Raw genomic sequence first — 19,944 nt, 5'->3', positions numbered from 1 at the left:
CACGCCCACGTCCGATCGATCAGGCAACCGCCCGGGCCAGTGCGGCGTGATCCGGCTGCTGCATACGGGCCGCCAGCAAATGCTGCGCGGCCCAGTGGCCGGTTTCGGCGGCACCGTCCGTCCACGGACTGCCGAGGTAGTCTCCTGCCAGAACGACACGACGATCGCGCCCGAGTGTGTTGCGGTAGGCAGCAACCGCACGCGCCCGGCCCACGGGTGAGCGCGGCTCGGCCGCCTCCCAGCGCTGCAGATGTGTCGACACCGCTGCGCGCTCGATGCCGGGCAGGTGCGTGGCCATCGCCTCCACAACAAAGCGCACCAGCGCCGCATCGCTCAGGTGCGCGGTCTCTGCAGCCACCTGCTCGCCCAGCATCGCGCAGACGATCGGGCCGTCACCCGGCGCCTTTCCCTGCTGGAACGTGAGTGCGGCGAGCGGACTGCCGTCCACCGGCGCAAACAGCGCGCCATACACGGGCTGGAACACCTTGGGCGCCGACCAGGACGGCGGGAGCCCCAGCGCCACGTGCACACTCGGTGCGTAGCGTGCATCCAGCACGGCCGATTCTCCAAGCGTGGGCTGCAACACCCATGCACGCGCGATGTGTGCCGGTGTGGCAAGCACAACGCCATCGGCGTCGAGCCACTCCCCGTTCACACACACACGCACGCCATCGCGCGTTTCTCTGACCTGCTCCACATTCGCGCCGTAGCGCACATCGAGCACCGAGGCCATCGCACGCGGCAACGCTTGCCAACCGTCATCCACGGTCAGCGTGTCAGCGCCATTGAAGGCCGTGAGCGCGCCAAGCAGCGCGCGTGAGGTGCCGGCCAGCCGATGAAAGTACAGGCCGTGGACCATCGGCTCGAAGACGTAGCGCGCGGCGGCCTCGCCGAACACGCGTGTGCTCCAGGCCTGCGCATCCTCGTCGTCGAGCGCCGCGAGGCTGGCGTAGTGGCTCGGATCGACACCGCGCAATTCGCGTGCGGTGGCCAGGCCGCCGCGCAGCATCTGCCAGGTCTCGCCCCAGGTGAGCTGGCCGCTGGTGCCGAGCGTCCACGGGCGCTTGCTGTGCACCGCATGGAACACCGGCCCGCGCTGCATGGCCGCCACCGCCGACGTCTTGCGCAGGCGAGAGGCCAGCCCGGCCTCCTGCAGCAACGGCAGCACGTAGCGGTAGCGCGACGACACGAACTGCGCGCCGCACTCGATGGTCTGGCCGTGAAAGGGCACGCTGCGGATACGTCCGCCCGGCGAACGCGCCGCTTCCAGTACGGTGACGGAACAGCCGGCACGCTGCAGATGGCGCGCAGCATTCAGCCCGGCAATGCCCGCACCCACAACGATGAAATGTCGCATGGCAAGGAAGAAGGAGATGACGGCGCCTACAATACCGACCGGCTGCGCACCCTACACAGCCTGTCAGTTTTTGCCCCAAGGACACCACGATGCCCAAGACCACCCGCGCGCACTGGATCGAAGCCGGTTTCGAGTTGCTCGACATCGAAGGGGCTGTCGGCATTTCTGCGGAGCGCCTTGCCCGTCGCCTGAACGTGACACGTGGCGCGTTCTACCACCACTTCACCAGCCGCGACGACTACGTGCGCAGCCTGCTTGCCGAGTGGGAGCGCACCTACACCGGCAGCATCCTTTCGCTCATCCAGCCTGGCGACACGGCAGAGACCTTGCTCATGCGCTACCTCGATGTGGCCGCGTCGATGCATCCGCAGCGTGAAGTCGCCATCCGCGCCTGGGCGATGCGCGAGCCGCTGGTGGCTGACACCCTGCAGCGTGTCGATGCCCTGCGGCTGGCCTTCGCCACCTCGCTGTGCAGCCTGGACGGCGGCGCACCGGGCGATGCGGCATTCTGGGGCCGCATCGCACACCTGTGCTTTATCGGCGCGCAGCAGACCACGGCACGCTCCGATCCCGAGGCGTTCCGTGGTTTTTTCCTGAAGTTGTTTGCGATGTCGCAGCGGCTGGCCGCGCAGGCCGAGCCGAACTGAGTCTCTCTAGATGCCGGCCTGCGTGACCGCCTCGATGCGCGCCACGTGCACGGCCTGCTTGATGTGCGCCGGGTTGTCGGCGTAGCGCTTGGCAACGGCGCCGGCATCGATGGACGATGCGGCCTGCAACGCCTGCAGCAGGCGTTGCGTTTGCGGATACGCGCGGTCCTCAAACCCGAGCCGGCCACGTGCGTCCGCCTCGCACGCCTGCAGCGCCAGACGGAACCGCTCGGGCTTGCGCAGCGCATCGCAGCGCTCCAGCAAGCGCACCAGCGCCGTCGCATCAAACCCATCACTGCGGTGAATGTTGCCGTGCTCGCGTGCAACCACCAATGCCAGGTCACGGCAATCCGTCGGTACGCGCAGGCGCTGGCAAACCACTTCGATCATCGGCACGCTGCGTTCTTCATGGCCGATGTGGCGCGGCAGGATGTCTTCGGGCGTGGTGCCCTTGCCGAGGTCATGCACCAGCGCGGCAAAGCGCACCGGCAGCGGGGCGCCCATGGCGGCGGCGGTCTCGATCACCATCATGGTGTGCACGCCGGTGTCGACCTCGGGGTGATAGTCGGCGCGCTGCGGCACGCCCCATAGGCGATCGAGTTCGGGCAGCAGACGGGCCAACGCACCGCAGTCACGCAGCACGGCAAACATGCGCTGCGGGTGCGCTTCCATCAGCCCGCGGGCGATTTCCTGCCACACGCGCTCGGGCACCAGCGCATCCACCTCGCCAGCCTGCACCATGCGCCGCATCAGCGCGTTGGTCTCGGGCGCGACGTGGAAGTCGGCAAAGCGGGCGGCAAAGCGCGCCAGGCGCAGGATGCGCACCGGATCTTCCACAAAGGCATCGGACACATGCCGGAACGTGCGCGCGGCCAGATCCGCCTGTCCGCCGTACGGATCGATGACCGGGCCGGCCAGCGTGCCGTCTTCCGCCACGCGTTGCGCCATCGCATTGACGGTCAGGTCACGGCGGATCAGGTCGTCTTCGAGTTTGACGTCGGGCGCGTAGTAGACCGAGAAGCCCTTGTAGCCGGCCGCCGTCTTGCGCTCGGTGCGGGCAAGCGCGTACTCGGCCTGCGTGCGCGGGTGCAGGAAGACTGGGAAGTCCTTGCCGACGGCGCGAAAGCCGCGCGCCTCCAGGTCTTCCGGCGTGGCGCCGACGACGACGTAGTCCCGGTCCTGCACTGGCAGCCCGAGCAGCGCGTCACGAATGGCGCCGCCCACGGCATACACCTGAAGCCCGTGCGTGGCCGGATCAAGGACAGCCTGCTCCGCCTGTGCTGCGCGTTCCGTCATTGATTGGCGGCGACCAGCGTTTCCTCGTCCGGCGTGGTGCGATACGGCTCGTCGTCGGCGAGGAAGTCGTGCTCGGCACGCGCGCCGTCGATCCACTCCTGCATGGCGGGCAGGTTGAGGATGTGGTCGGCGTAGGCCTTGGCGACATCGGGCAAGCGCACGCCGTAGGTGGCGAAGCGGCTGACCACCGGCGCATAGAACGCGTCTGCCACCGTGAAGTGACCAAACAGGAACGGGCCTTCCGATGCGTACTTCTGGCGCAGTTCGGTCCACATCTGCGCGATGCGGTCGATATCACGCTGCACGGCCACGTTCCAGCCCATGCCGGGCAGCACGGCCGTCACGTTCATCGGCATGTTGCTGCGCAGATTGTTGAAACCCGAGTGCATCTCGGCGCAGATCGAGCGGGCGTGCGCGCGGGCCTTCGGGTCGGCCGGCCACAGTTGCGCGCGCGGGAAGCGCTCGGCCAGCGTCTCGCAGATCGCGAGTGAATCCCACACGTTCATGTCGCCGTCCACCAACACCGGCACGCGGCCGGCCGGCGAATGGCGCGCCACGTCGGCGGCAAAGCTTTCGCTCAGCAGGCGCACGCGAATCTCCTCGAACGGGATGCCGGCCTGCTTGGCCAGCAGCCATGGGCGTAGCGACCACGACGAATAGTTCTTGTTGCCGATGACCAGTTTCATGATTCCCGTCCTTGGAGAGTGCACTGCAATTATTGTGGGAGTTCGCGTATGTCACGCCGGCGCGCCAGAACGCTCTTGTGTTTGGCGGTGGAGAAAGAGGCTGCAGCGTGGGGCGAGCAAGTCATTCTAGCCCTGCGCTGCAGCGCGACAAAATGAAACGGATTGGCTACGGTTGTTAGATGGCCTCACAAACGGGGCGCACCCCATTGCGGGCACCGCTAACGATGCGCCCTGGCGCGCGCGGCACTCAGGCCAGCGTTCGGGCCGAATCCGGCAAGGGCGGGCAGCATCACCGCCTCCATGCCGAGTGGATGGATACCGAGTTCCGGTGCGATGGGCTCCGCGCTGACATTGTCGACCCGCATGGAATCCAGGTTGTCGCGCGAGATGGGCGCGCCGGGCAGGTGCTCGAACAGCGCCGCCTGCATACGGCCCAGCCCCTCGGGCAGCGGCACGATCCAGCGCCGGTGGCCGCTGGCACGCCCGGCAAAGCGCATCAACTCGGCCAGCGTGTACACACGGGGGCCGACCAGCGGATACGCACGCCGGAAGGTGCTCGCATTGTCGAGCGCGTTGACGAAGGCTGCGGCCACATCATCCACGTAGACGGGCTGGAAGCGTGCGTCAGCGCAGGCCAGCGGCACGAACGGCGCCATGCGCTGCATGCGCGCGAACAGGTTGAGAAAGTGATCCTGCGGGCCGAACACCACGGATGGGCGAAACACCGTCCAGTCCAGCTCGCTGTTCATGACCACGCGCTCGCCGTCGCCCTTGCTGCGTTGGTACATCGACGGGCCAGCCGGGTCAGCGCCCAGCGCGCTCATGTGCAATAGCCGGCTTACGCCATGTCGGCGGCACGCAGCGACAATGCGACGGGGCAGATCCACATGCACGCGCTGGAATGCGGGGCCGTAAGGCATCACGCGCTCGTCCTGCAGTACACCAACGAGGTTGATGACCGCGCAGTGCTGGCCACCGCGCTCCGTAAGGGCCAGGAACAGTGCGTCGAGGGCGTCGTCAGCGTAGATGTCGGCGTCCATCACATCCACGCGTGGCAGCAACGTCAGGTTGTGCGCCCGGGCGGACTCGGCGTCGCGCGTCGGCACGATCACGCGGCCCTCGGGCAGGCCGGGCGCGGCAAAGGTCTCCGTCACCAGTCGCGAAAGCAACTGCGTGCCGATGAAACCGGTGCCACCAAAAACGAGCAGATTGGAGGTGTGCATGATGCATCTCCAAGACGGGAGAAGGGGGAGAGGGGGCTCCACCACAATACATCCCGAAGGCGACCGCCCCCAAGGCGCAACGGTGCGATGTGCTGCGGGCGGCACCGTTGTGACCGCCAGAACGCCCGCCCCCATGCAAAACGCCCGCATCGCTGCGGGCGTTTTTATGACGATGTCGTCGCTTGTTTGCGTCGCTTGTGTACGTGGCTTACGGCAGGTCGTCCGGCGTCACCGCCTCCGGCCCGACTTTGCCCAGGCGATCCTTCAGGGACTGCGGGCGGCCGGTCATCAGCGCGCTGTAATACGTGGCGTTGGACAGCACGTTCTTCACATACGTACGCGTCTCATTGAAGGGAATGGTCTCGGCGAAGATCGCGCCTTCCACCGGGCGCGTGAGCGTCGAGCGCCAGCGCTTCGGGCGGCCGGGGCCTGCGTTGTAGCCGGCAGTCGCCAGCGTCATCGAGCTGTCGAGATCCGTCAGGATCATCGACAGGTAGCTCGTGCCCAGCAGCACGTTGGTATCGATGTCGCTCATCTGCGAGGGTCGGAAGCCCGGCAGGCCGATCTTCTTGGCCACGCGTTTGGCGGTTTCCGGCATCACCTGCATCAGGCCTGACGCCCCCACCGACGAACGTGCATCCATGATGAAGCGCGACTCCTGGCGGATCAGGCCATAGGCCCAGGCAATGTCCAGACCGACGGCATCGGCATTGCGCTGCACCACGTTGAGGAACGGCGTGGGGAAGCGCAGCGAGAAGTCATGTTCGGCGCGGGTCTTGTCGGCCGAGTTGACAGTGCGGTCGAGCAGGCCGAGCTTGCGGCCATATTCCGCCGCCGCGATCAGCTCGCGGTCGCTCATGTTGCGCAGCTCCCAGTTCCACTCGCGGTTGCCCTCGAAGCGCAGGTTCAGGTCATACAGGCGCTTGGCCCGACCGAAGCCTGGGTGGTTGCGGCCCATCACATCGATCTCCGCATCCGTCACGGTGGTTTTGGGCGGCACGGTGATGCGCTGGCCAAGCTCTTCCTGCGCAAGCTGTCCGTAGAAATTGAACTGCCCCGCGATGGACTGGAACCGCTGCTTGGCATCGTCGTTGCGCCCATCCGCCTTGAGCGCGCGGCCGTACCAGTATGTCCAGGCCGGATCCCGATCGCGCAGGGTGGGGCGCATCTTGTCGATGGCCTGGCGCACCATCTTCCAATCGCCCGCGCGCAGGGCGGTACGTACGCGCCATTCCTGCGAATCGTCGGACAGCCAGGCATCGCCGCCCAGCGTCAGTTGGCGGCGGTAGGCATCGAGCGCATCGGGAGTCTGCTTCTTGGCCGCATACTGGCCGATCACACCCCAGCCCGCACCTTGCTCCTCACGCGAGAGGCCGCCGCTTTGCGCCAGCAGATATGCCGTTGCCTGCGACGGGTCGTTGCGCGCCATGCGCGTGACGTTGGCCAGCGTGTCGTTGTCCACGCGATCGCCCTCGGGCAGCACGGCCGCAATGCGCGACGCCTGCGTCACCAGGTTCTGCTCCAGCGACAGTCGCGCCGCAAAGGCCACGTCCGCCCGCGTGAACTGGTTGGCCTGGACCAGATAGCCGATCAGGTCAACGCAACCTTCGCCATAGCCCTTCGGGTCGGACAGTGTGTTGCGTGCGTCGGCGGCCACGTTCTGGCCCTTCATCGCGCGCGAGAGCAGGGCATAACACTCGACCTGCGTGTCGTCCTTCAGCACAAATTTCGGGTACTCGACATCAAAGGTGGCCCAGTCACGCTTCTTGCCGAGCACGAGCAGCCAGTCGTTGCGCAAACGGTCGGCAATCGCATCGCCCTGGTAGCGCTGCAGGAACGAGCGGATCTCGTCTTCCGGCGCATCCGTGCGCGCATAGCCGCTGGCGTCGAACAACTGCGGCTTGATGCGGAAATACTGCACGTAGGATGGGATCGGGTAGTCGGCCAGGCTGTCGGCCAGCTCCCAGCTACGCGACACGTCGTTGCGCCGCGCAGCGTTACGCAACTCGACGAAGGCGTCGTCCGGATTGGCCGGAATGCCTTGCGGCGCCTGCCGCTTGGCCGGTGCGGCCACCCCAACGGGACTCAGCGGACCCACCGCGCCGATGCCGATCACCCCTGCAAAAGCCAGCGCCACTGCGCGATATACTGCCTTGCCCTTCAATGCCATCTCCTACCCCATCCAATCACTGTTAGGTCGCTGAATTATCCCATGTCAGCCTTAGGGAACCCGCACGATCCGGCAAACCCGACCACGCCGATCGAATCTCGCCGTACCCTGCGCACCATGCTGCTCGATGCGCGTGCCACGCTGCCCGAGCGCGTCGCACATGACGCCGCGCTGGCGCACCACCTGGCCGACCTGCTGCAGACGCTGCCCGTCAAACGCCTGGCCGCCTACTGGCCAACGCAGGGCGAGTTCGATGCGTTGACCGTGCTGGGCCACTGGCTGACGGCGGATGCCACGCGCCACGCGCTGCTGCCCGTGGTGACTGACAAGTTTTCGCCCTTGCAGTTTCGGCGATGGGCGCCCGATTGTGAAATGACGCTGGGCGCGTACAACATTCCCATCCCCCGCGCGGGTGAGATGGAAACGCCCGATGCCCTGCTGATTCCTTGCGTCGGCTTTGATACGCAGCGCTATCGCATCGGCTACGGTGGCGGCTTCTACGACCGCACGCTCGCTGCATTGCATGCCGCCGGCCACCGCCCGCACACCATTGGCGTAGCGTTCGAGGTGAACCGGGTGGAATCCATCGCGCCACAACCGCACGACATCGCACTCGACTGCATCGTCACCGAGTGCGGCGTGTTTTAAACCGATCCTGAGAGCCCCCATGACCCACACGCTGACGACCGTTGCGCAACTCGAAGCCATCTACGGCACGCCGAACCCGCGCTCCGTCCTGAAGGAGATCGACCACCTGAACGAGGACTACCGCGCGTTCGTGGAAGCCTCGCCGTTTATCGTGCTGTCGTCAGTGGGAGCCGCGGGCACGGATGCGTCGCCCAAAGGTGATGCGCCGGGCTTTGTGCGCATCCTCAACGAACGTACGCTGGTCATTCCCGACCGGCCGGGCAACAACCGTATCGACAACCTGCGCAACATCGTGGAAGACGGGCGCGTGTCCGTGCTCTTCATCGTGCCGGGCGCGGGCGAGACCCTGCGCGTGAACGGCACGGCAACGATCTCGACCGATCCGGAGTTGCTTGCCGCGGCTGCCGTGCAGGGCAAGCTGCCGCGCAGCGTGATCATCGTGAAGGTGCAGTCGGTGTACTTCCACTGCTCGAAGGCGGTGGTGCGCTCCAAGCTGTGGGAGCGTGGTGCACAGGAAGCGAAGCCCGCGCTGCCTACCGCAGGCAAGATCCTGCAGCACATCAGCGGCGGCGCGTTTGATGGGGACGCCTACGACCGCGAATTGCCCGAGCGGCTGAAAACAACGCTGTACTAAACGCTCAGCGCTTGGCCGCTTTCTTTGCGGCGACAGTCTTTACAGCGGTTTTCTTGGCGGCGGCCTTCTTGGTCGCCGTTGTCTTTGTGGCGGCGCGCTTCGGCTTGGCCGCCTTCGCATTCGCCTCGCGCAGCGCAGCTTCGATCGCCAGTCGCACCCAATCACGCAGTGGCTGGCCGCCATCAAGCGCATCGGCCGGCGTGCTCAGATACCCCTTCATGCTGATGGTGCGGCCCTCGCGGTCGTAGCTGAACGGCACCGACTTTTCCGCAAGAAAGCGCGCCCGCGTGGCGTCATCCACGCGCAGGTAGCAGGTGCTGTCGATCACCAGCGAGAAGACAATGTCGTCGTAATACAGGGCCGCACCGCCGAACATCCGGCGGGCGCGGATCTCGCCGATCTGCGCGGCGAGCGGTCGGAGTTCGTCAAGCAACCAGGCGACCAGTGGATCAGGTGCGGCTGCCATGACGATCTCCTTGTCCTGTCTTCTCTTGCCGCTTACAGGCCGAGGCGCTGCCAGATGGCGCGCGTGGCGCCGGCAGCGTTGAGCGTGTAGAAGTGCAGACCCGGCGCCCCGCCTTGCAGCAGACGATCACACAGCGCTGTCACCACATCCAGGCCGAAGGCACGGATCGATTCGCGGTCGTCGCCAAAGCTCTCCAGGCGCTTGGCCACCCAGCGCGGAATCTCGGCGCCGCACATCTCGGAAAAGCGCATCAGCTGCGATGAATTCGTGATCGGCATGATGCCGGGCACGATGGGCACGTCCACGCCCAGCTTGTGCGCGTCGGCAACAAACTGGAAGTACGCATCCGCATTGAAGAAGTACTGCGTGATAGCGGAGTTGGCACCCGCCTTCACCTTGCGGGCGAAGTTGTCCAGATCGTGCTTGGGCGAGCGTGCCTGCGGGTGGTACTCCGGATACGCGGCCACTTCAATGTGGAAGGCGTCGCCGGTTTCCTGGCGGATGAATTCGACCAGCTCGTTGGCGAAGCGGAATTCACCGATCTCGCCCATGCCCGAGGGCATGTCGCCGCGCAGCGCAACGATGCGGCGAATGCCGTGTTCGCGATACGTGTTGAGGATCGCGCGAATGCTCTCGCGTGACGAGCCCACGCACGACAGGTGCGGTGCGGCCTCGATGCCTTCGCGCTGGATTTCTACCACGGCGTCGAGCGTGCCCTGCTGCGTAGTACCGCCGGCGCCAAACGTCACGGAAATGAAGCGCGGTTTGAGCGGTGAGAGCTGCGCACGCGTGTTGCGCAACTTCTCGGCGCCTTCCGCCGTCTTGGGCGGAAAGAATTCGAAACTGAATTGACGATCGTTCATGGAAGACCCATTAGCGGCGCTCGCCCAGCAGCAAGCTGGACAGCAGCCACGAAATCACGCTGTACAGCACGGAGCCCAGCAGCGCCGAGCCAAAGCTGGCCACCTGGAAGCCCGACAGCACGTTGCCGACGAACATGAACAGCAGCGCGTTGATGATGAAGATGAACAGCCCGAGCGTGAGGATCGTCACTGGCAGGGTGAGGATGACCAGGACCGGACGGATCAGCGTATTGACGAGACCCAGCACAAGCGCCGCAATCAGCGCGGAAGTGAAACCGGCGACGTGAATGCCTTTGAGCAGGTAAGCGACAAGCAGCAACGCCAGCGCGTTGATGACCCAGACAGCGAGCAGTCTCATGGGGAGTCCTCGGGTTGAATGCCGGCGGCGGAAAGTGCCGCCGGCGGATACGGCTGACAGCCGATCAATAGCGGTAGTGATCAGCCTTGTACGGGCCTTGCTTGCTCACGCCGATGTACGCGGCCTGCTGGTCGGTCAGCTCGGTCAGTTGCGCATTGAGCTTCTTGAGCTGCAGGCGCGCGACCTTCTCGTCCAGGTGCTTGGGCAGCGTGTACACGCCCACCGGGTACTTGTTCGAGCCCTTCTGCGCTTCGGTCCACAGCTCGATCTGCGCGATGGTCTGGTTGGCGAACGAGCTGCTCATCACGTACGACGGGTGGCCCGTGGCGCAGCCCAGGTTCACCAGGCGGCCCTTGGCCAGGATGATGATCTTTTTACCGTCGGGGAAGATCACGTGATCGACCTGCGGCTTGATCTCTTCCCACTGGTACTTCTCCACCGAGGCGATATCGATCTCGTTGTCGAAGTGGCCAATGTTGCAGACGATGGCCTGGTCCTTCATCTTGGCCATGTGGTCGTGCGTGATGACGTGGTAGTTGCCCGTGCAGGTCACGAAGATGTCGCCGTGCTCGGCAGCGTAGTCCATGGTGACCACGCGGTAGCCTTCCATGGCGGCCTGCAGTGCGCAGATCGGGTCGATTTCCGTCACCCACACTTGCGCCGACAGCGCGCGCAGCGCCTGTGCCGAGCCCTTGCCCACGTCGCCGTAGCCGGCCACCACGGCCACCTTGCCGGCGATCATCACGTCGGTGGCGCGCTTGATGCCGTCGACCAGCGATTCACGGCAGCCGTACAGGTTGTCGAACTTGCTCTTGGTAACCGAGTCGTTCACGTTGATGGCCGGGAAGCGCAACTCGCCGCGCTGGGCCATCTGGTACAGGCGGTGCACGCCCGTGGTGGTTTCTTCGGTCACACCCTTGATGGCGTCGAGGTTGCGGCTGTAGAAGGTGGCGTCCTTCGCCAGCTTTTCCTTGATGGCGGCGAACAGGAAGGTTTCTTCCTCGCTGGTCGGCTTGCTGATGACGGAGGCGTCTTTCTCAGCCTTGGCGCCCAGGTGCAGCAGGATCGTCGCGTCGCCGCCGTCGTCCAGAATCATGTTGGGCGTACCGCCATCGGCCCACTCGAAGATGCGGTGCGTGAAGTCCCAGTATTCCTTGAGCGATTCGCCCTTGTACGCAAACACCGGCGTGCCCGACACGGCAATCGCGGCAGCAGCGTGGTCTTGCGTCGAGAAGATGTTGCACGAGGCCCAGCGCACATCGGCGCCGAGTGCCTTGAGCGTCTCGATCAGCACGGCGGTCTGGATGGTCATGTGCAGCGAGCCGGCAATGCGCGCGCCCTTGAGCGGCTGGCTGGCGGCAAACTCCTCGCGGATGGCCATCAGACCGGGCATTTCGGTCTCGGCAATGGCGATTTCCTTGCGGCCCCAGTCGGCCAGCTTGATGTCGGCGACGAGGTAGTCGTGTTTCAGATCGGTGACAGCGTTCATTGGATCACTCCGAAAAGGATGAGTAACCGCACGCTGGAGAGATAACTGCTGAGACGGGGCGCCAATGCACTTCAATGCACCGGCCCCGGATAGATGCGTTCTCGCCATCGTGTCAGCCACGATACTGCGAGCGCCGTTTGAACTTCCGAGCCTGGCGGCCAGACTGTGCTGGTCCGTTGCAACGCTCCTCGGAATGGGCTGGATTGTAGCGGATTCGATGAATCTGCGGCAGGCCAACACGAGCCCACCATGTGATGCATGAGGCGACCGACAGAACGAAAACAAGGCCGGTCAAGGCTTTCACCCAAACCGGCCTCATCCTCAGCGTCGTAATTTAGCCACCTCGACGGCTCAACAACGGCGCATGGGGCGATCAACCCTTCCTGTACTCAGGCGGAGTCGCATAGCGAGGATCGTCCCCTGACTTGCCGTCGCCGGGGAATGCGTTCGGGGTGTCTGCCGGCGCCGGTTTGTCCTTTTTGTTGGGATCGTAGAGTTCAAACACGGCGGTACCAATCACGCCAACATTCGAGGCCGCCCCGTATTTGCTGTTGGCCGCGTAGGCGTCGTCCACCTCGGCAAAACGGAACGCTGCTACTTCCTCGCGGCTCTTCCGGAACCCCTCGACCTGGAGAACCTCACCCGGTTTGAGAACATAACCCGCACTCTTGATGCTCCCCGCCCGGCCACTCATCACGCCCAGCCCATCCACCGTCGTAACGATCTCGTAGATGCTCTGCTTCGAGTAATTGCGATACTGCAACACATAACGCTCACCTTTCTTTCCTTGAAGGTGGGCGTTGGCGCCATCCAGGTAAATCGACCAGGGCGCATGCCCGTCATGAAGAACGGTTAATCCAATTCTTCCTTTGCCGAGCATGATTTCCCGAACGGCATTGCCCTTCCCGCTGGCCTCTGAGTAAGACAACGTGTGCTGAACCACCGGCTCATTGCTCAAACGCCGGAGATCGACCGTTTGCAGGCGGGATTCGATCCCCTCTCCCCACTGGGTGCCAAGCCGCGCGGAATCGGCACGCTGCTCCGACACCGCGGCTGGCGGTTGCGTCGCACACCCCGCGACAACCATCACACCCAGGGCCGCCATGAGGCGGGCCAATATCCATCGCATTCTTGTTGGTTTCATCATTTCGCGTTCAATTACGGTGCTGTATGGCCGCCAACGCTTTTGCTGGCCGGATCTGCGCAGCATTATCCATGGCAATCACAAAAATCGGGGCAACGTTACTAAATCAAAATACAGGCTTCTTGCTAGCGACTCGAAACACCTCGCAAAACAAGACAACCGAAAGAAGAAAAGCGTGGGCAACGCTTAACGTTGAATCAGTCATCCGAGAGTACCGTCAGCATCCGTCGCGGATTGACCAAGAAATCCGGCGTCACCTGAAAATTCTCGATTTCCTCATATGCGATACGCCAGACGCCTTCACCATCACACCGGCAGGTGGCGGCATCGGGATGGGCCATCGGCATTGGTGAGTGCGTGGCAAACATCAGTGAGATGGTCGCTACAGAAGCACTAGAAGTTCGTGTGGCTGGGGCCTCCCAGCATTGGGTCGCAACACACATGAGGGCAACGTGGATTGATGCCTATTTCCATCGTATTGATCCCTGCCTCTTCACTCTTGAATCTTCCCGACCCTATACCTATAGGCCGGATCTCCGGTGGATATATGTCTGATGAATTCACATTCGTCGTTATCAGAAATTTGGTCACGAATGCCGCTCGCGCGCGAGCAACATCCTCGGAGCTCCCCATTGAATCGTTCTCCCAAAGCGTCATGAAGACTTGGAAGCCTGCAGGGAACGCTCGTCGTGTGTCGACGCGCCACTGCTCCAGCTTCGCCATCCCGGCAGCATCCGGCCGCGTTGCGTTGGGCTCGAATGTCACATCAATATTCATGAAAGGCGGATGGCATGCTTTTGCCGAGAAACTGAGTACAAGAAAGAGCGCTAAGAGTAGCTTCTTCATGGTTTCCATGCGGGTGGCCTATAGGTCCAATTGGGAATATTTGCTACGTAGTAAGCAATGCTGTCAGAGTTGCTCAGACAAAATTCATCTCGGGCCTTGGCTCGAACGCGAGAAGGCATCATCCCGTAGAAGTGGTCCTCAGCATTCATCGCTGCTGGAAAGTGCGAAACCTCATGGATGAAGATTGTGAGCTTTGACTCGACGTCTTTTGGCACCCCATGGAGAGTTATCTCATCCGGGTCTTTGTCGCAGAATTCACTGCCGATGAACACGGTATAAGTTCCATCCTCTTTGCAAACGCTGGCAGCCGCCGGTGCATCCCCCTCCTTCCCTCGTGGCAAACACCCCGCAGCACGAACGCCCTCTGGCGAGAATTTAACGAAACTCTTTTCAGTCAACCCACGCATGATTCCCCGCATGCGAGTCAGGCCATCATTCAGCGTCTGCCGGACTGTTTCGGAGTCGTCACCAAACCACAGCAGTACCTTGTCGCGATCCGCGGCGTTCCAGCGCACCAGTTCAGCCAAACGATCTCCCATCAAAAGCACAGCCTTGTCCCGCAATCGCATCATCAGCGGAAAGAATTCTTCGTTCGGCATGTTGTAGCAAACGCGCGGTGCGTTGGCATAGACCGCCTTGTCGCTACTATCGCTGGTCGCTGTCGTCGCGCGTTGCTCGATTTTCTTAAGGCGCCGCCCGTCGGGGGTGGCAATGTGTTCCGCCATCAATCAGTCCTCCAAATAGATGGCGATGGTTTCCGCCTGGGCCGTGGTTGAGAGCCGGTGCGTACGCCCCGCGGAATCGGTGGTGCCATGTTCGACGGCACCGCTTGCCCGTTTGATCGCATACGCAGCGTCGGCGATGGGCCTGCCGCTGCGCTCGTCAATGAACGCATAGCGATCGGCGTATTCCGATTCGCCATCTCGCGTCGAATCTCCTGCCATAAGAGGCTGCCCAAACGAATCACCGGCTCGGCTGGGGTTGGCGCTGCTGACAACCTCGATGGTGAAATCGCTCTGCGAGGGAATGACCACTGGTCTCTTTTGGCACTTGCAATAGACACGCGCGCCGCTCACCAGAATTTGCTTTCCCAACACCCCGAAATTCGGATTGCAGTCATTGAAGACCGGACCACCTCCCTTGCATGCTGGGCACGTGGCGAAGTCGCCCTCGACACCCACGGGCTGGCCGTGGTGCGTCATGCCTTGCGTGGTTGATATGAGCACGCCGCCAGTGGTCGTCTTGTCGTAGTTCTTCAGCGCATAGCGGACGTCAGGCATCTTGCCGGCCTCCAGCCATCAGCGCTTTGGTGGAGATTCGGCGCAAATGCAGATCAGGGTGTGCGCACCAACGCCCGCCAGCACGCACAGATTGCGTTCGGAAAAATACCAAGTCTGCCTCCGCAAGATGGAAAGTGCTTCATTGGGAGGCAAATCAGCGACAGCCTCAATCGGCAGTTTCTGATTTCGCGCGTCTTTAATGGCAAAAGATTGCGCTTTAAATTTGAAACGATTTCGAGCAAGTGGGGCAGCTATAATCCACGTGTCATCGCTTCGGCGGTGACCGGGTTTAGCAGCCCATGTCTTCCCTACGTTTTCCCGACGGACAGCCGCCTTTTCGCGCGGCGTTTTCATGTCCGGTGCTTGCGCACGCCTATTGTTTTCATGGCGGGCCGGGCGGTGAGACCGAAAGGTCTGCCGGTTGAATCGGGAAGTAGGGACCGGTCTGCTAACGCCGTCGTCAGGCCCGCCACCCTCGTTTAGCAGCGAGCGGCGAGCCTCCCGCGAACCTACTTCCCGGAGGCCACATGGCTACCGCCATCAGCGGGTATCGCCCCGCGTCCTACCCATCCCCACCCTTAGGTCGTCGAGCTTTTCCCATCTCATCAGGAGGGTGCCGATGACTTCCAAGCGATGCATCTACCTGACAGGCGCACTCGCTGCGCGCGACTTCCTCCGCCGCACACAAAGCGACGTGCGTAGACACGGGCAATACACGCCGGATGCGCTGCGTTGGGAGTTGGCCTACGCCGGCATCCATCCGCCGGAGTTCAGGCGCGGCTTTCTCGATGCCATCGGCGCATACGTGCTGATGACCCTAGAAGGTTGTCAGGTGAACCCTGAAACGTGGGAAGTGCTCACCGCCGTAGAGCGAGCTGGCGAAAGCCAGTAACGATAAGAAGGACGTATCTCCGAGACGGGCGGAGATATTCACTCTTCGAGCAGGATGTTCAGCATCCGCTGCGGATTTGCAAGGAAATCCCGCGTCACCTGAAAGTGTTCGGTTTCTTCGTACGCAATACGTCGGATGCCCTCACCATCACACTGGTAGATGTAGGCATCGGGATAGGCCATCAGGATGGGCGAATGCGTGGCGATGATGAACTGGCTTTCCTGCCGCACCAGCGCATGGATGCGCGCCAGCACCGCCAGTTGCCGCTGCGGCGAGAGCGCGGCCTCCGGTTCGTCGAGCAGGTAGAGGCCATTGCTGCCAAAGCGGTGCATCAGCAGCGCCATGAAGGACTCGCCGTGCGACTGCGCGTGCAGGGATTTACCGCCGTAGGAGGCGATCACGCTCCCGCCCGGGCCGGGCTCTTCATCCATGCGCTGGATGTTGGTTGCCACGTTGAAGAAGCTTTCTGCGCGCAGGAAGAACTCGGTGCGCGGCCTGCGGAAGCCCCTGGCGATGCGCAGGTGGTTGTGCAACGCCGAGTGCGAGGCATGCGTGCTGAAGTTGAAGTTGCGCGAGCCACCCTCGGCGTTGAACCCCATCGCCACGGCCATCGCTTCCATCAGGGTCGATTTGCCTGAGCCGTTCTCGCCCACCAGGAAGGTCATCTTCGGGTGCAGCGCCAGCGTGTCGAGTGCGCGCACGGCGGGCAGGCTGAACGGATACGCGTCGAAGGTGGTGATGGTGTCGCGCCGTAGCGTGACGTGGCTGACGAATTGGCGAGTGAGCATGGGCATACGCAGGTGCGAGCGATAACAAGCATCGTAGCGTGGAGTGATGGGTCCACTGCTCAGGCAAGCGCAAGGCCATAGCCCGCTCCATTGGGCGGTGTCAATGCGTTGTCATATTTGAACCTTGCGATCGGGTTAGGAAGCGGCGCACCCGCATCACAGACGTGCAACACGCGGGCACCAAAGTGCCGGGCATCGTTCAGGGAGCCAACGATGCACAACCATAAATTCACGAAATACGCCGCCGCTATCGCGGCCGCCATCGCCATGACGGCATGCGGCAGTGATGGCACATCCACCACCGGCAGCGCCGAGCCAGATGGCAAGCCGACCACCCCGTCCACCGGACCGACCAAGAACGTCGTGTTCTTCCTGGGCGATGGCATGGGCTTGACCACCATGACCGCCGCACGCATCTACAAGGTGGGTGAAGACGGTGAACTGACCATGGACACGCTGCCGGAAACCGGCTTCGTGCGCACCTTCTCGAACAACGCACAGGTGACCGACTCGGCGCCGTCGATGTCGGCCTACATGACCGGCGTGAAGATGAATAACGAAGTCATCTCCATGTCGCCGGACACGATGGCCTATGACGCGGGCGGCAAGGACTACCTGTCAGGCGCCGACAGCACCTGCCCGAGCGGCAACGGCAAGCCCGTCACCACGCTGCTCGAACTGATGAAGGCAGCCGGCTACGGCACGGGCGTGGTCACCACCACGCGCATCACGCACGCCACGCCGGCGGCCACGTACTCGCACATCTGCCACCGCGATGGCGAGAACACCATCGCCGCGCAACTGACGCCGGGCGGCAAGGGCTACAACGCTGCGCTGGGCGACGGCGTGGACGTGATCTTCGGCGGCGGCAGCAAGCACTTCCTGTCGGACAAAACCAAGGGCGGCGTGCGCACCGATGGCCGCAACCTCACGAAGGAACTGCAAGACGCCGGCTACAGCTACGCCAGCACCCGTGCAGAGTTCGACGCGCTAGCCGCCAGCAGCAAGAAGGTGGCGGGCCTGTTCACCAGCAGCCACATGTCGTATGACCTCGATCGCGACGCCACCAAGGAGCCAAGCCTGGGCGAGATGACCAACAAGGCCATCGACGTGCTCGCCGCCAAGAAGAAGGGCTTCTTCCTGATGGTGGAAGGCGGCCGTATCGACCACGCGCTGCACGAAACGACTGCACGCAAGGCACTGCAGGACACGGTGGCGTTTGATTCGGCCATTCGCGGCGCGATCGACAAGCTCAACACGATCGACCCGGGGCTGAAGAACACGCTGATCGTCGTGACGGCTGACCACGACCACACGCTGGTGCTCAACGGTTACGCCAAGCGCACCGGCCCGAGCAGCGACAGCAACCCCGGCGTGCTGGGCCTGCTCAAGAGCTATGTGACCGGCGCCAACGCGCTCGACTCCGGCGGCAAGCCGTTCACCATCATCGGCTTCGGCACTGGCGAGAGCCGCCTGCCCAATCGCGGCGCGCTGGACGACGCCACGGTGTACGGCCCGACCTACCACCAGGAAGCCGTCATACCGGTCGCGCCGGGTGGCGAGACGCACGGCGGCACCGATGTCTTCATCGGCGCACGCGGCATGGGCGCCGAGCGTTTCACCGGCACGATGGATAACACCGAGGTCTTCGGCCTCATCAAACAGGCCGTGGGTCTGTAAAAGAGGCAGAGGCGAACATGAACAAGCAATCGAACCGTATCCTCCGCGCCAGTCTGCTGGCGCTGGCCGCCGGTGCCTTGCCCCAAGCGCACGCCGCCGGTGAAGCCAAGAACGTGATCTTCTTCCTGGGCGACGGCATGGGCCCGACCACCGTCACCGCCACGCGCATCTACAAGGTGGGCGAGAGCGGCAAGCTCACGATGGAAACGCTCAAGCGCACCGCGCGCATCAAGACGTACTCCAACGATGCGCAGACCACCGACAGCGCCCCGTCGATGTCGGCCTACATGACCGGCGTGAAGATGAACAACGAAGTCATCTCCATGTCGCAAGACACCAAAGCCAGCGATGGCACCGGCAAGGCCTACGTGAACGGTGCCGACACCACGTGCCCCGCCAACAACGGCACGCCGGCCGTCACGCTGCTGGAACTCGCCAAGGCCGCCGGCAAATCGGTGGGCGCCGTGACGACCACGCGTGTCACGCACGCCACACCGGCTGCCACGTACTCGCACATCTGCCACCGCGACGGCGAGAACCAAATCGCCGCGCAAGGCACGCCGGGCAACGCGCTGTACAACGCCGCGCTCAAGGATGGCCTGGACGTACTGTTGGGCGGTGGCCGCCGCCACTACCTGCCGCAGGGCACCACCGGCAGCAAGCGCACGGACACCACCGACCTGACCGCCCAGTTCCAGACCGCCGGCTACACCTACGTGACCACCGGCACCGGGCTCGCCGCCATCAACCCGGCTACGACGAACAAGCTGCTCGGCCTGTTCAACCTGGATCACATGAACTACGAGCTGGACCGCAAGAAGAACAGCGTGGACGAGCCCAGCCTGGCCGACATGACCGAGAAGGCCATGCGCGTGCTGCAGAAAAACGGCAAGGGCTACTTCCTGATGGTGGAAGGCGGCCGCATCGACCACGCACTGCACGGCACCAACGCCAAGCGCGCGCTGGAAGATGCCGGTGCGTTTGACGAGGCCATCAAGCGCGCCCTGTCGATTGCGGATCTGTCCAACACGCTGATCGTCGTCACGGCCGACCACGATCACACGATGACAATCAACGGTTACCCGCGCAAGGGCAACCCGATCCTGGGTGTGTCGAACGACATCAAGACGGGCCAGCCACAACTGGCCGCCGACGGCCTGCCATACACCACGCTGGTGTTCGGCAACGGCGGCACCCCGCGCAAGGCCACGCGCGACAACGTAGCGGCCGTCGACACCACGGCGGACGACTACCTGCAGGAAGTGGGCGTGCAGCTCGGCACGCCCGGCTCGGAAACGCACGGCGGCGGTGATGTGATGCTGTTCTCCTCTGGTCCGGGCAGCGCACCGCTGAAGGGCACGCTGGACAACACGAAAGTGTTCGGCGTGGTCAAGACGGCCATGGGCCTCTGATTCCGGCGTTTCCATTGACGCGCATGCCGAGGCAATCGGCATGCGCTTTTTTCGTTTCTGCTTTC

22 protein-coding genes and 1 riboswitch are annotated in these 19,944 nt (G+C 63.5%); of the genes, 7 read left to right on the top strand and 15 right to left on the bottom strand.

The genetic code is table 11. The features are described 5' to 3' along the window. Positions 1 to 19 precede the first annotated feature (19 nt). The gene (locus R2N11_RS20610) at positions 20 to 1,357 is read right to left on the bottom strand and encodes a protoporphyrinogen/coproporphyrinogen oxidase (protein ID WP_316682216.1); all 1,338 of its coding nucleotides are present in this window, start codon (positions 1,355 to 1,357) and stop codon (positions 20 to 22) included. An 89-nt stretch (positions 1,358 to 1,446) separates the two neighbouring features. On the opposite strand from R2N11_RS20610, the gene R2N11_RS20605 reads away from it, so the two are divergent. Then, on the top strand, positions 1,447 to 2,004 hold the full coding sequence (locus tag R2N11_RS20605; protein ID WP_316682215.1) for a TetR/AcrR family transcriptional regulator: 558 nt from the start codon (positions 1,447 to 1,449) through the stop codon (positions 2,002 to 2,004). A 6-nt stretch (positions 2,005 to 2,010) separates the two neighbouring features. Here R2N11_RS20605 and R2N11_RS20600 read toward each other — a convergent pair whose 3' ends face one another. The 4 genes from R2N11_RS20600 to R2N11_RS20585 all read right to left on the bottom strand — a co-directional run bounded on the left by R2N11_RS20600 (position 2,011) and on the right by R2N11_RS20585 (position 7,379). Continuing rightward, on the bottom strand, positions 2,011 to 3,300 hold the full coding sequence (locus R2N11_RS20600; protein ID WP_316682214.1) for a multifunctional CCA addition/repair protein: 1,290 nt from the start codon (positions 3,298 to 3,300) through the stop codon (positions 2,011 to 2,013). Continuing rightward, positions 3,297 to 3,986: a glutathione S-transferase family protein gene (locus R2N11_RS20595; protein WP_199031039.1), complete on the bottom strand. Its 690-nt coding sequence runs from the start codon at positions 3,984 to 3,986 to the stop codon at positions 3,297 to 3,299. The genes R2N11_RS20600 and R2N11_RS20595 overlap by 4 nt, the downstream gene beginning before the upstream one ends. Before the next feature lie 218 nt (positions 3,987 to 4,204). After that, positions 4,205 to 5,209, bottom strand: a complete 1,005-nt coding sequence (locus R2N11_RS20590; protein ID WP_199031040.1) for a complex I NDUFA9 subunit family protein — start codon at positions 5,207 to 5,209, stop codon at positions 4,205 to 4,207. A gap of 208 nt (positions 5,210 to 5,417) precedes the next feature. After that, positions 5,418 to 7,379, bottom strand: a complete 1,962-nt coding sequence (locus R2N11_RS20585) for a lytic transglycosylase domain-containing protein (protein WP_316682213.1) — start codon at positions 7,377 to 7,379, stop codon at positions 5,418 to 5,420. A 42-nt stretch (positions 7,380 to 7,421) separates the two neighbouring features. On the opposite strand from R2N11_RS20585, the gene R2N11_RS20580 reads away from it, so the two are divergent. Together R2N11_RS20580 and R2N11_RS20575 are read left to right on the top strand one after the other, a co-directional pair. Next, positions 7,422 to 8,027, top strand: coding sequence for a 5-formyltetrahydrofolate cyclo-ligase (locus R2N11_RS20580; RefSeq protein WP_316682212.1), 606 nt, complete (start codon positions 7,422 to 7,424; stop codon positions 8,025 to 8,027). Positions 8,028 to 8,046: 19 nt separating this feature from the next. Next, the gene (locus R2N11_RS20575) at positions 8,047 to 8,661 is read left to right on the top strand and encodes a pyridoxamine 5'-phosphate oxidase family protein (RefSeq protein WP_199031043.1); all 615 of its coding nucleotides are present in this window, start codon (positions 8,047 to 8,049) and stop codon (positions 8,659 to 8,661) included. Between the two features lie 4 nt (positions 8,662 to 8,665). On the opposite strand, the gene R2N11_RS20570 is transcribed toward R2N11_RS20575, so the two are convergent. The 5 genes from R2N11_RS20570 to R2N11_RS20550 all read right to left on the bottom strand — a co-directional run bounded on the left by R2N11_RS20570 (position 8,666) and on the right by R2N11_RS20550 (position 12,984). Next, on the bottom strand, positions 8,666 to 9,127 hold the full coding sequence (locus R2N11_RS20570; protein ID WP_199031044.1) for a TfoX/Sxy family protein: 462 nt from the start codon (positions 9,125 to 9,127) through the stop codon (positions 8,666 to 8,668). Positions 9,128 to 9,159: 32 nt separating this feature from the next. Next, entirely contained in the window at positions 9,160 to 9,990 is an 831-nt protein-coding gene (gene metF, locus R2N11_RS20565) for a methylenetetrahydrofolate reductase [NAD(P)H] (protein WP_199031045.1), read from the bottom strand. A 10-nt stretch (positions 9,991 to 10,000) separates the two neighbouring features. Beyond that, positions 10,001 to 10,348, bottom strand: coding sequence for a phage holin family protein (locus R2N11_RS20560; RefSeq protein ID WP_199031046.1), 348 nt, complete (start codon positions 10,346 to 10,348; stop codon positions 10,001 to 10,003). Positions 10,349 to 10,412: 64 nt separating this feature from the next. Further along, positions 10,413 to 11,837: an adenosylhomocysteinase gene (gene ahcY, locus R2N11_RS20555; protein ID WP_199031047.1), complete on the bottom strand. Its 1,425-nt coding sequence runs from the start codon at positions 11,835 to 11,837 to the stop codon at positions 10,413 to 10,415. Positions 11,838 to 11,958: 121 nt separating this feature from the next. Next, positions 11,959 to 12,033: riboswitch (S-adenosyl-L-homocysteine riboswitch) on the bottom strand. A 177-nt stretch (positions 12,034 to 12,210) separates the two neighbouring features. Continuing rightward, on the bottom strand, positions 12,211 to 12,984 hold the full coding sequence (locus R2N11_RS20550; RefSeq protein ID WP_199031048.1) for a hypothetical protein: 774 nt from the start codon (positions 12,982 to 12,984) through the stop codon (positions 12,211 to 12,213). Between the two features lie 23 nt (positions 12,985 to 13,007). On the opposite strand from R2N11_RS20550, the gene R2N11_RS20545 reads away from it, so the two are divergent. Next, on the top strand, positions 13,008 to 13,334 hold the full coding sequence (locus R2N11_RS20545) for a hypothetical protein (RefSeq protein ID WP_199031049.1): 327 nt from the start codon (positions 13,008 to 13,010) through the stop codon (positions 13,332 to 13,334). Positions 13,335 to 13,374: 40 nt separating this feature from the next. Here the strand turns inward: R2N11_RS20545 and R2N11_RS20540 are convergent, their stop codons facing one another. From R2N11_RS20540 to R2N11_RS20525, 4 genes are read right to left on the bottom strand one after another with little or no spacing between them, the layout of a single operon-like run. Further along, the gene (locus R2N11_RS20540; protein ID WP_199031050.1) at positions 13,375 to 13,836 is read right to left on the bottom strand and encodes a hypothetical protein; all 462 of its coding nucleotides are present in this window, start codon (positions 13,834 to 13,836) and stop codon (positions 13,375 to 13,377) included. After that, positions 13,824 to 14,552, bottom strand: coding sequence for a M35 family metalloendopeptidase (locus tag R2N11_RS20535; RefSeq protein WP_199031051.1), 729 nt, complete (start codon positions 14,550 to 14,552; stop codon positions 13,824 to 13,826). The genes R2N11_RS20540 and R2N11_RS20535 overlap by 13 nt, the downstream gene beginning before the upstream one ends. Positions 14,553 to 14,555: 3 nt before the next feature. Beyond that, positions 14,556 to 15,107, bottom strand: a complete 552-nt coding sequence (locus R2N11_RS20530; protein ID WP_316682211.1) for a PAAR domain-containing protein — start codon at positions 15,105 to 15,107, stop codon at positions 14,556 to 14,558. 18 nt (positions 15,108 to 15,125) lie between these two features. Further along, on the bottom strand, positions 15,126 to 15,461 hold the full coding sequence (locus tag R2N11_RS20525) for a hypothetical protein (protein WP_199031053.1): 336 nt from the start codon (positions 15,459 to 15,461) through the stop codon (positions 15,126 to 15,128). A gap of 265 nt (positions 15,462 to 15,726) precedes the next feature. Here R2N11_RS20525 and R2N11_RS20520 point away from each other — a divergent pair, with 265 nt between their 5' ends. Next, positions 15,727 to 15,999, top strand: a complete 273-nt coding sequence (locus R2N11_RS20520; RefSeq protein ID WP_199031054.1) for a hypothetical protein — start codon at positions 15,727 to 15,729, stop codon at positions 15,997 to 15,999. A 38-nt stretch (positions 16,000 to 16,037) separates the two neighbouring features. Here R2N11_RS20520 and R2N11_RS20515 read toward each other — a convergent pair whose 3' ends face one another. Beyond that, positions 16,038 to 16,787, bottom strand: coding sequence for an AAA family ATPase (locus R2N11_RS20515; protein ID WP_316682210.1), 750 nt, complete (start codon positions 16,785 to 16,787; stop codon positions 16,038 to 16,040). A gap of 213 nt (positions 16,788 to 17,000) precedes the next feature. Between R2N11_RS20515 and R2N11_RS20510 the strand changes: the two genes are divergently transcribed. Together R2N11_RS20510 and R2N11_RS20505 are read left to right on the top strand one after the other, a co-directional pair. Next, positions 17,001 to 18,467, top strand: a complete 1,467-nt coding sequence (locus R2N11_RS20510) for an alkaline phosphatase (RefSeq protein WP_316682209.1) — start codon at positions 17,001 to 17,003, stop codon at positions 18,465 to 18,467. A gap of 17 nt (positions 18,468 to 18,484) precedes the next feature. Continuing rightward, entirely contained in the window at positions 18,485 to 19,879 is a 1,395-nt protein-coding gene (locus R2N11_RS20505) for an alkaline phosphatase (RefSeq protein ID WP_199031057.1), read from the top strand. The last annotated feature ends 65 nt before the right edge of the window (positions 19,880 to 19,944 follow it).

The organism is Ralstonia flaminis, from assembly GCF_958415495.1.
GTDB lineage: Bacteria > Pseudomonadota > Gammaproteobacteria > Burkholderiales > Burkholderiaceae > Ralstonia > Ralstonia flaminis.
This window is presented reverse-complemented; position numbering and strand designations above follow the sequence as displayed.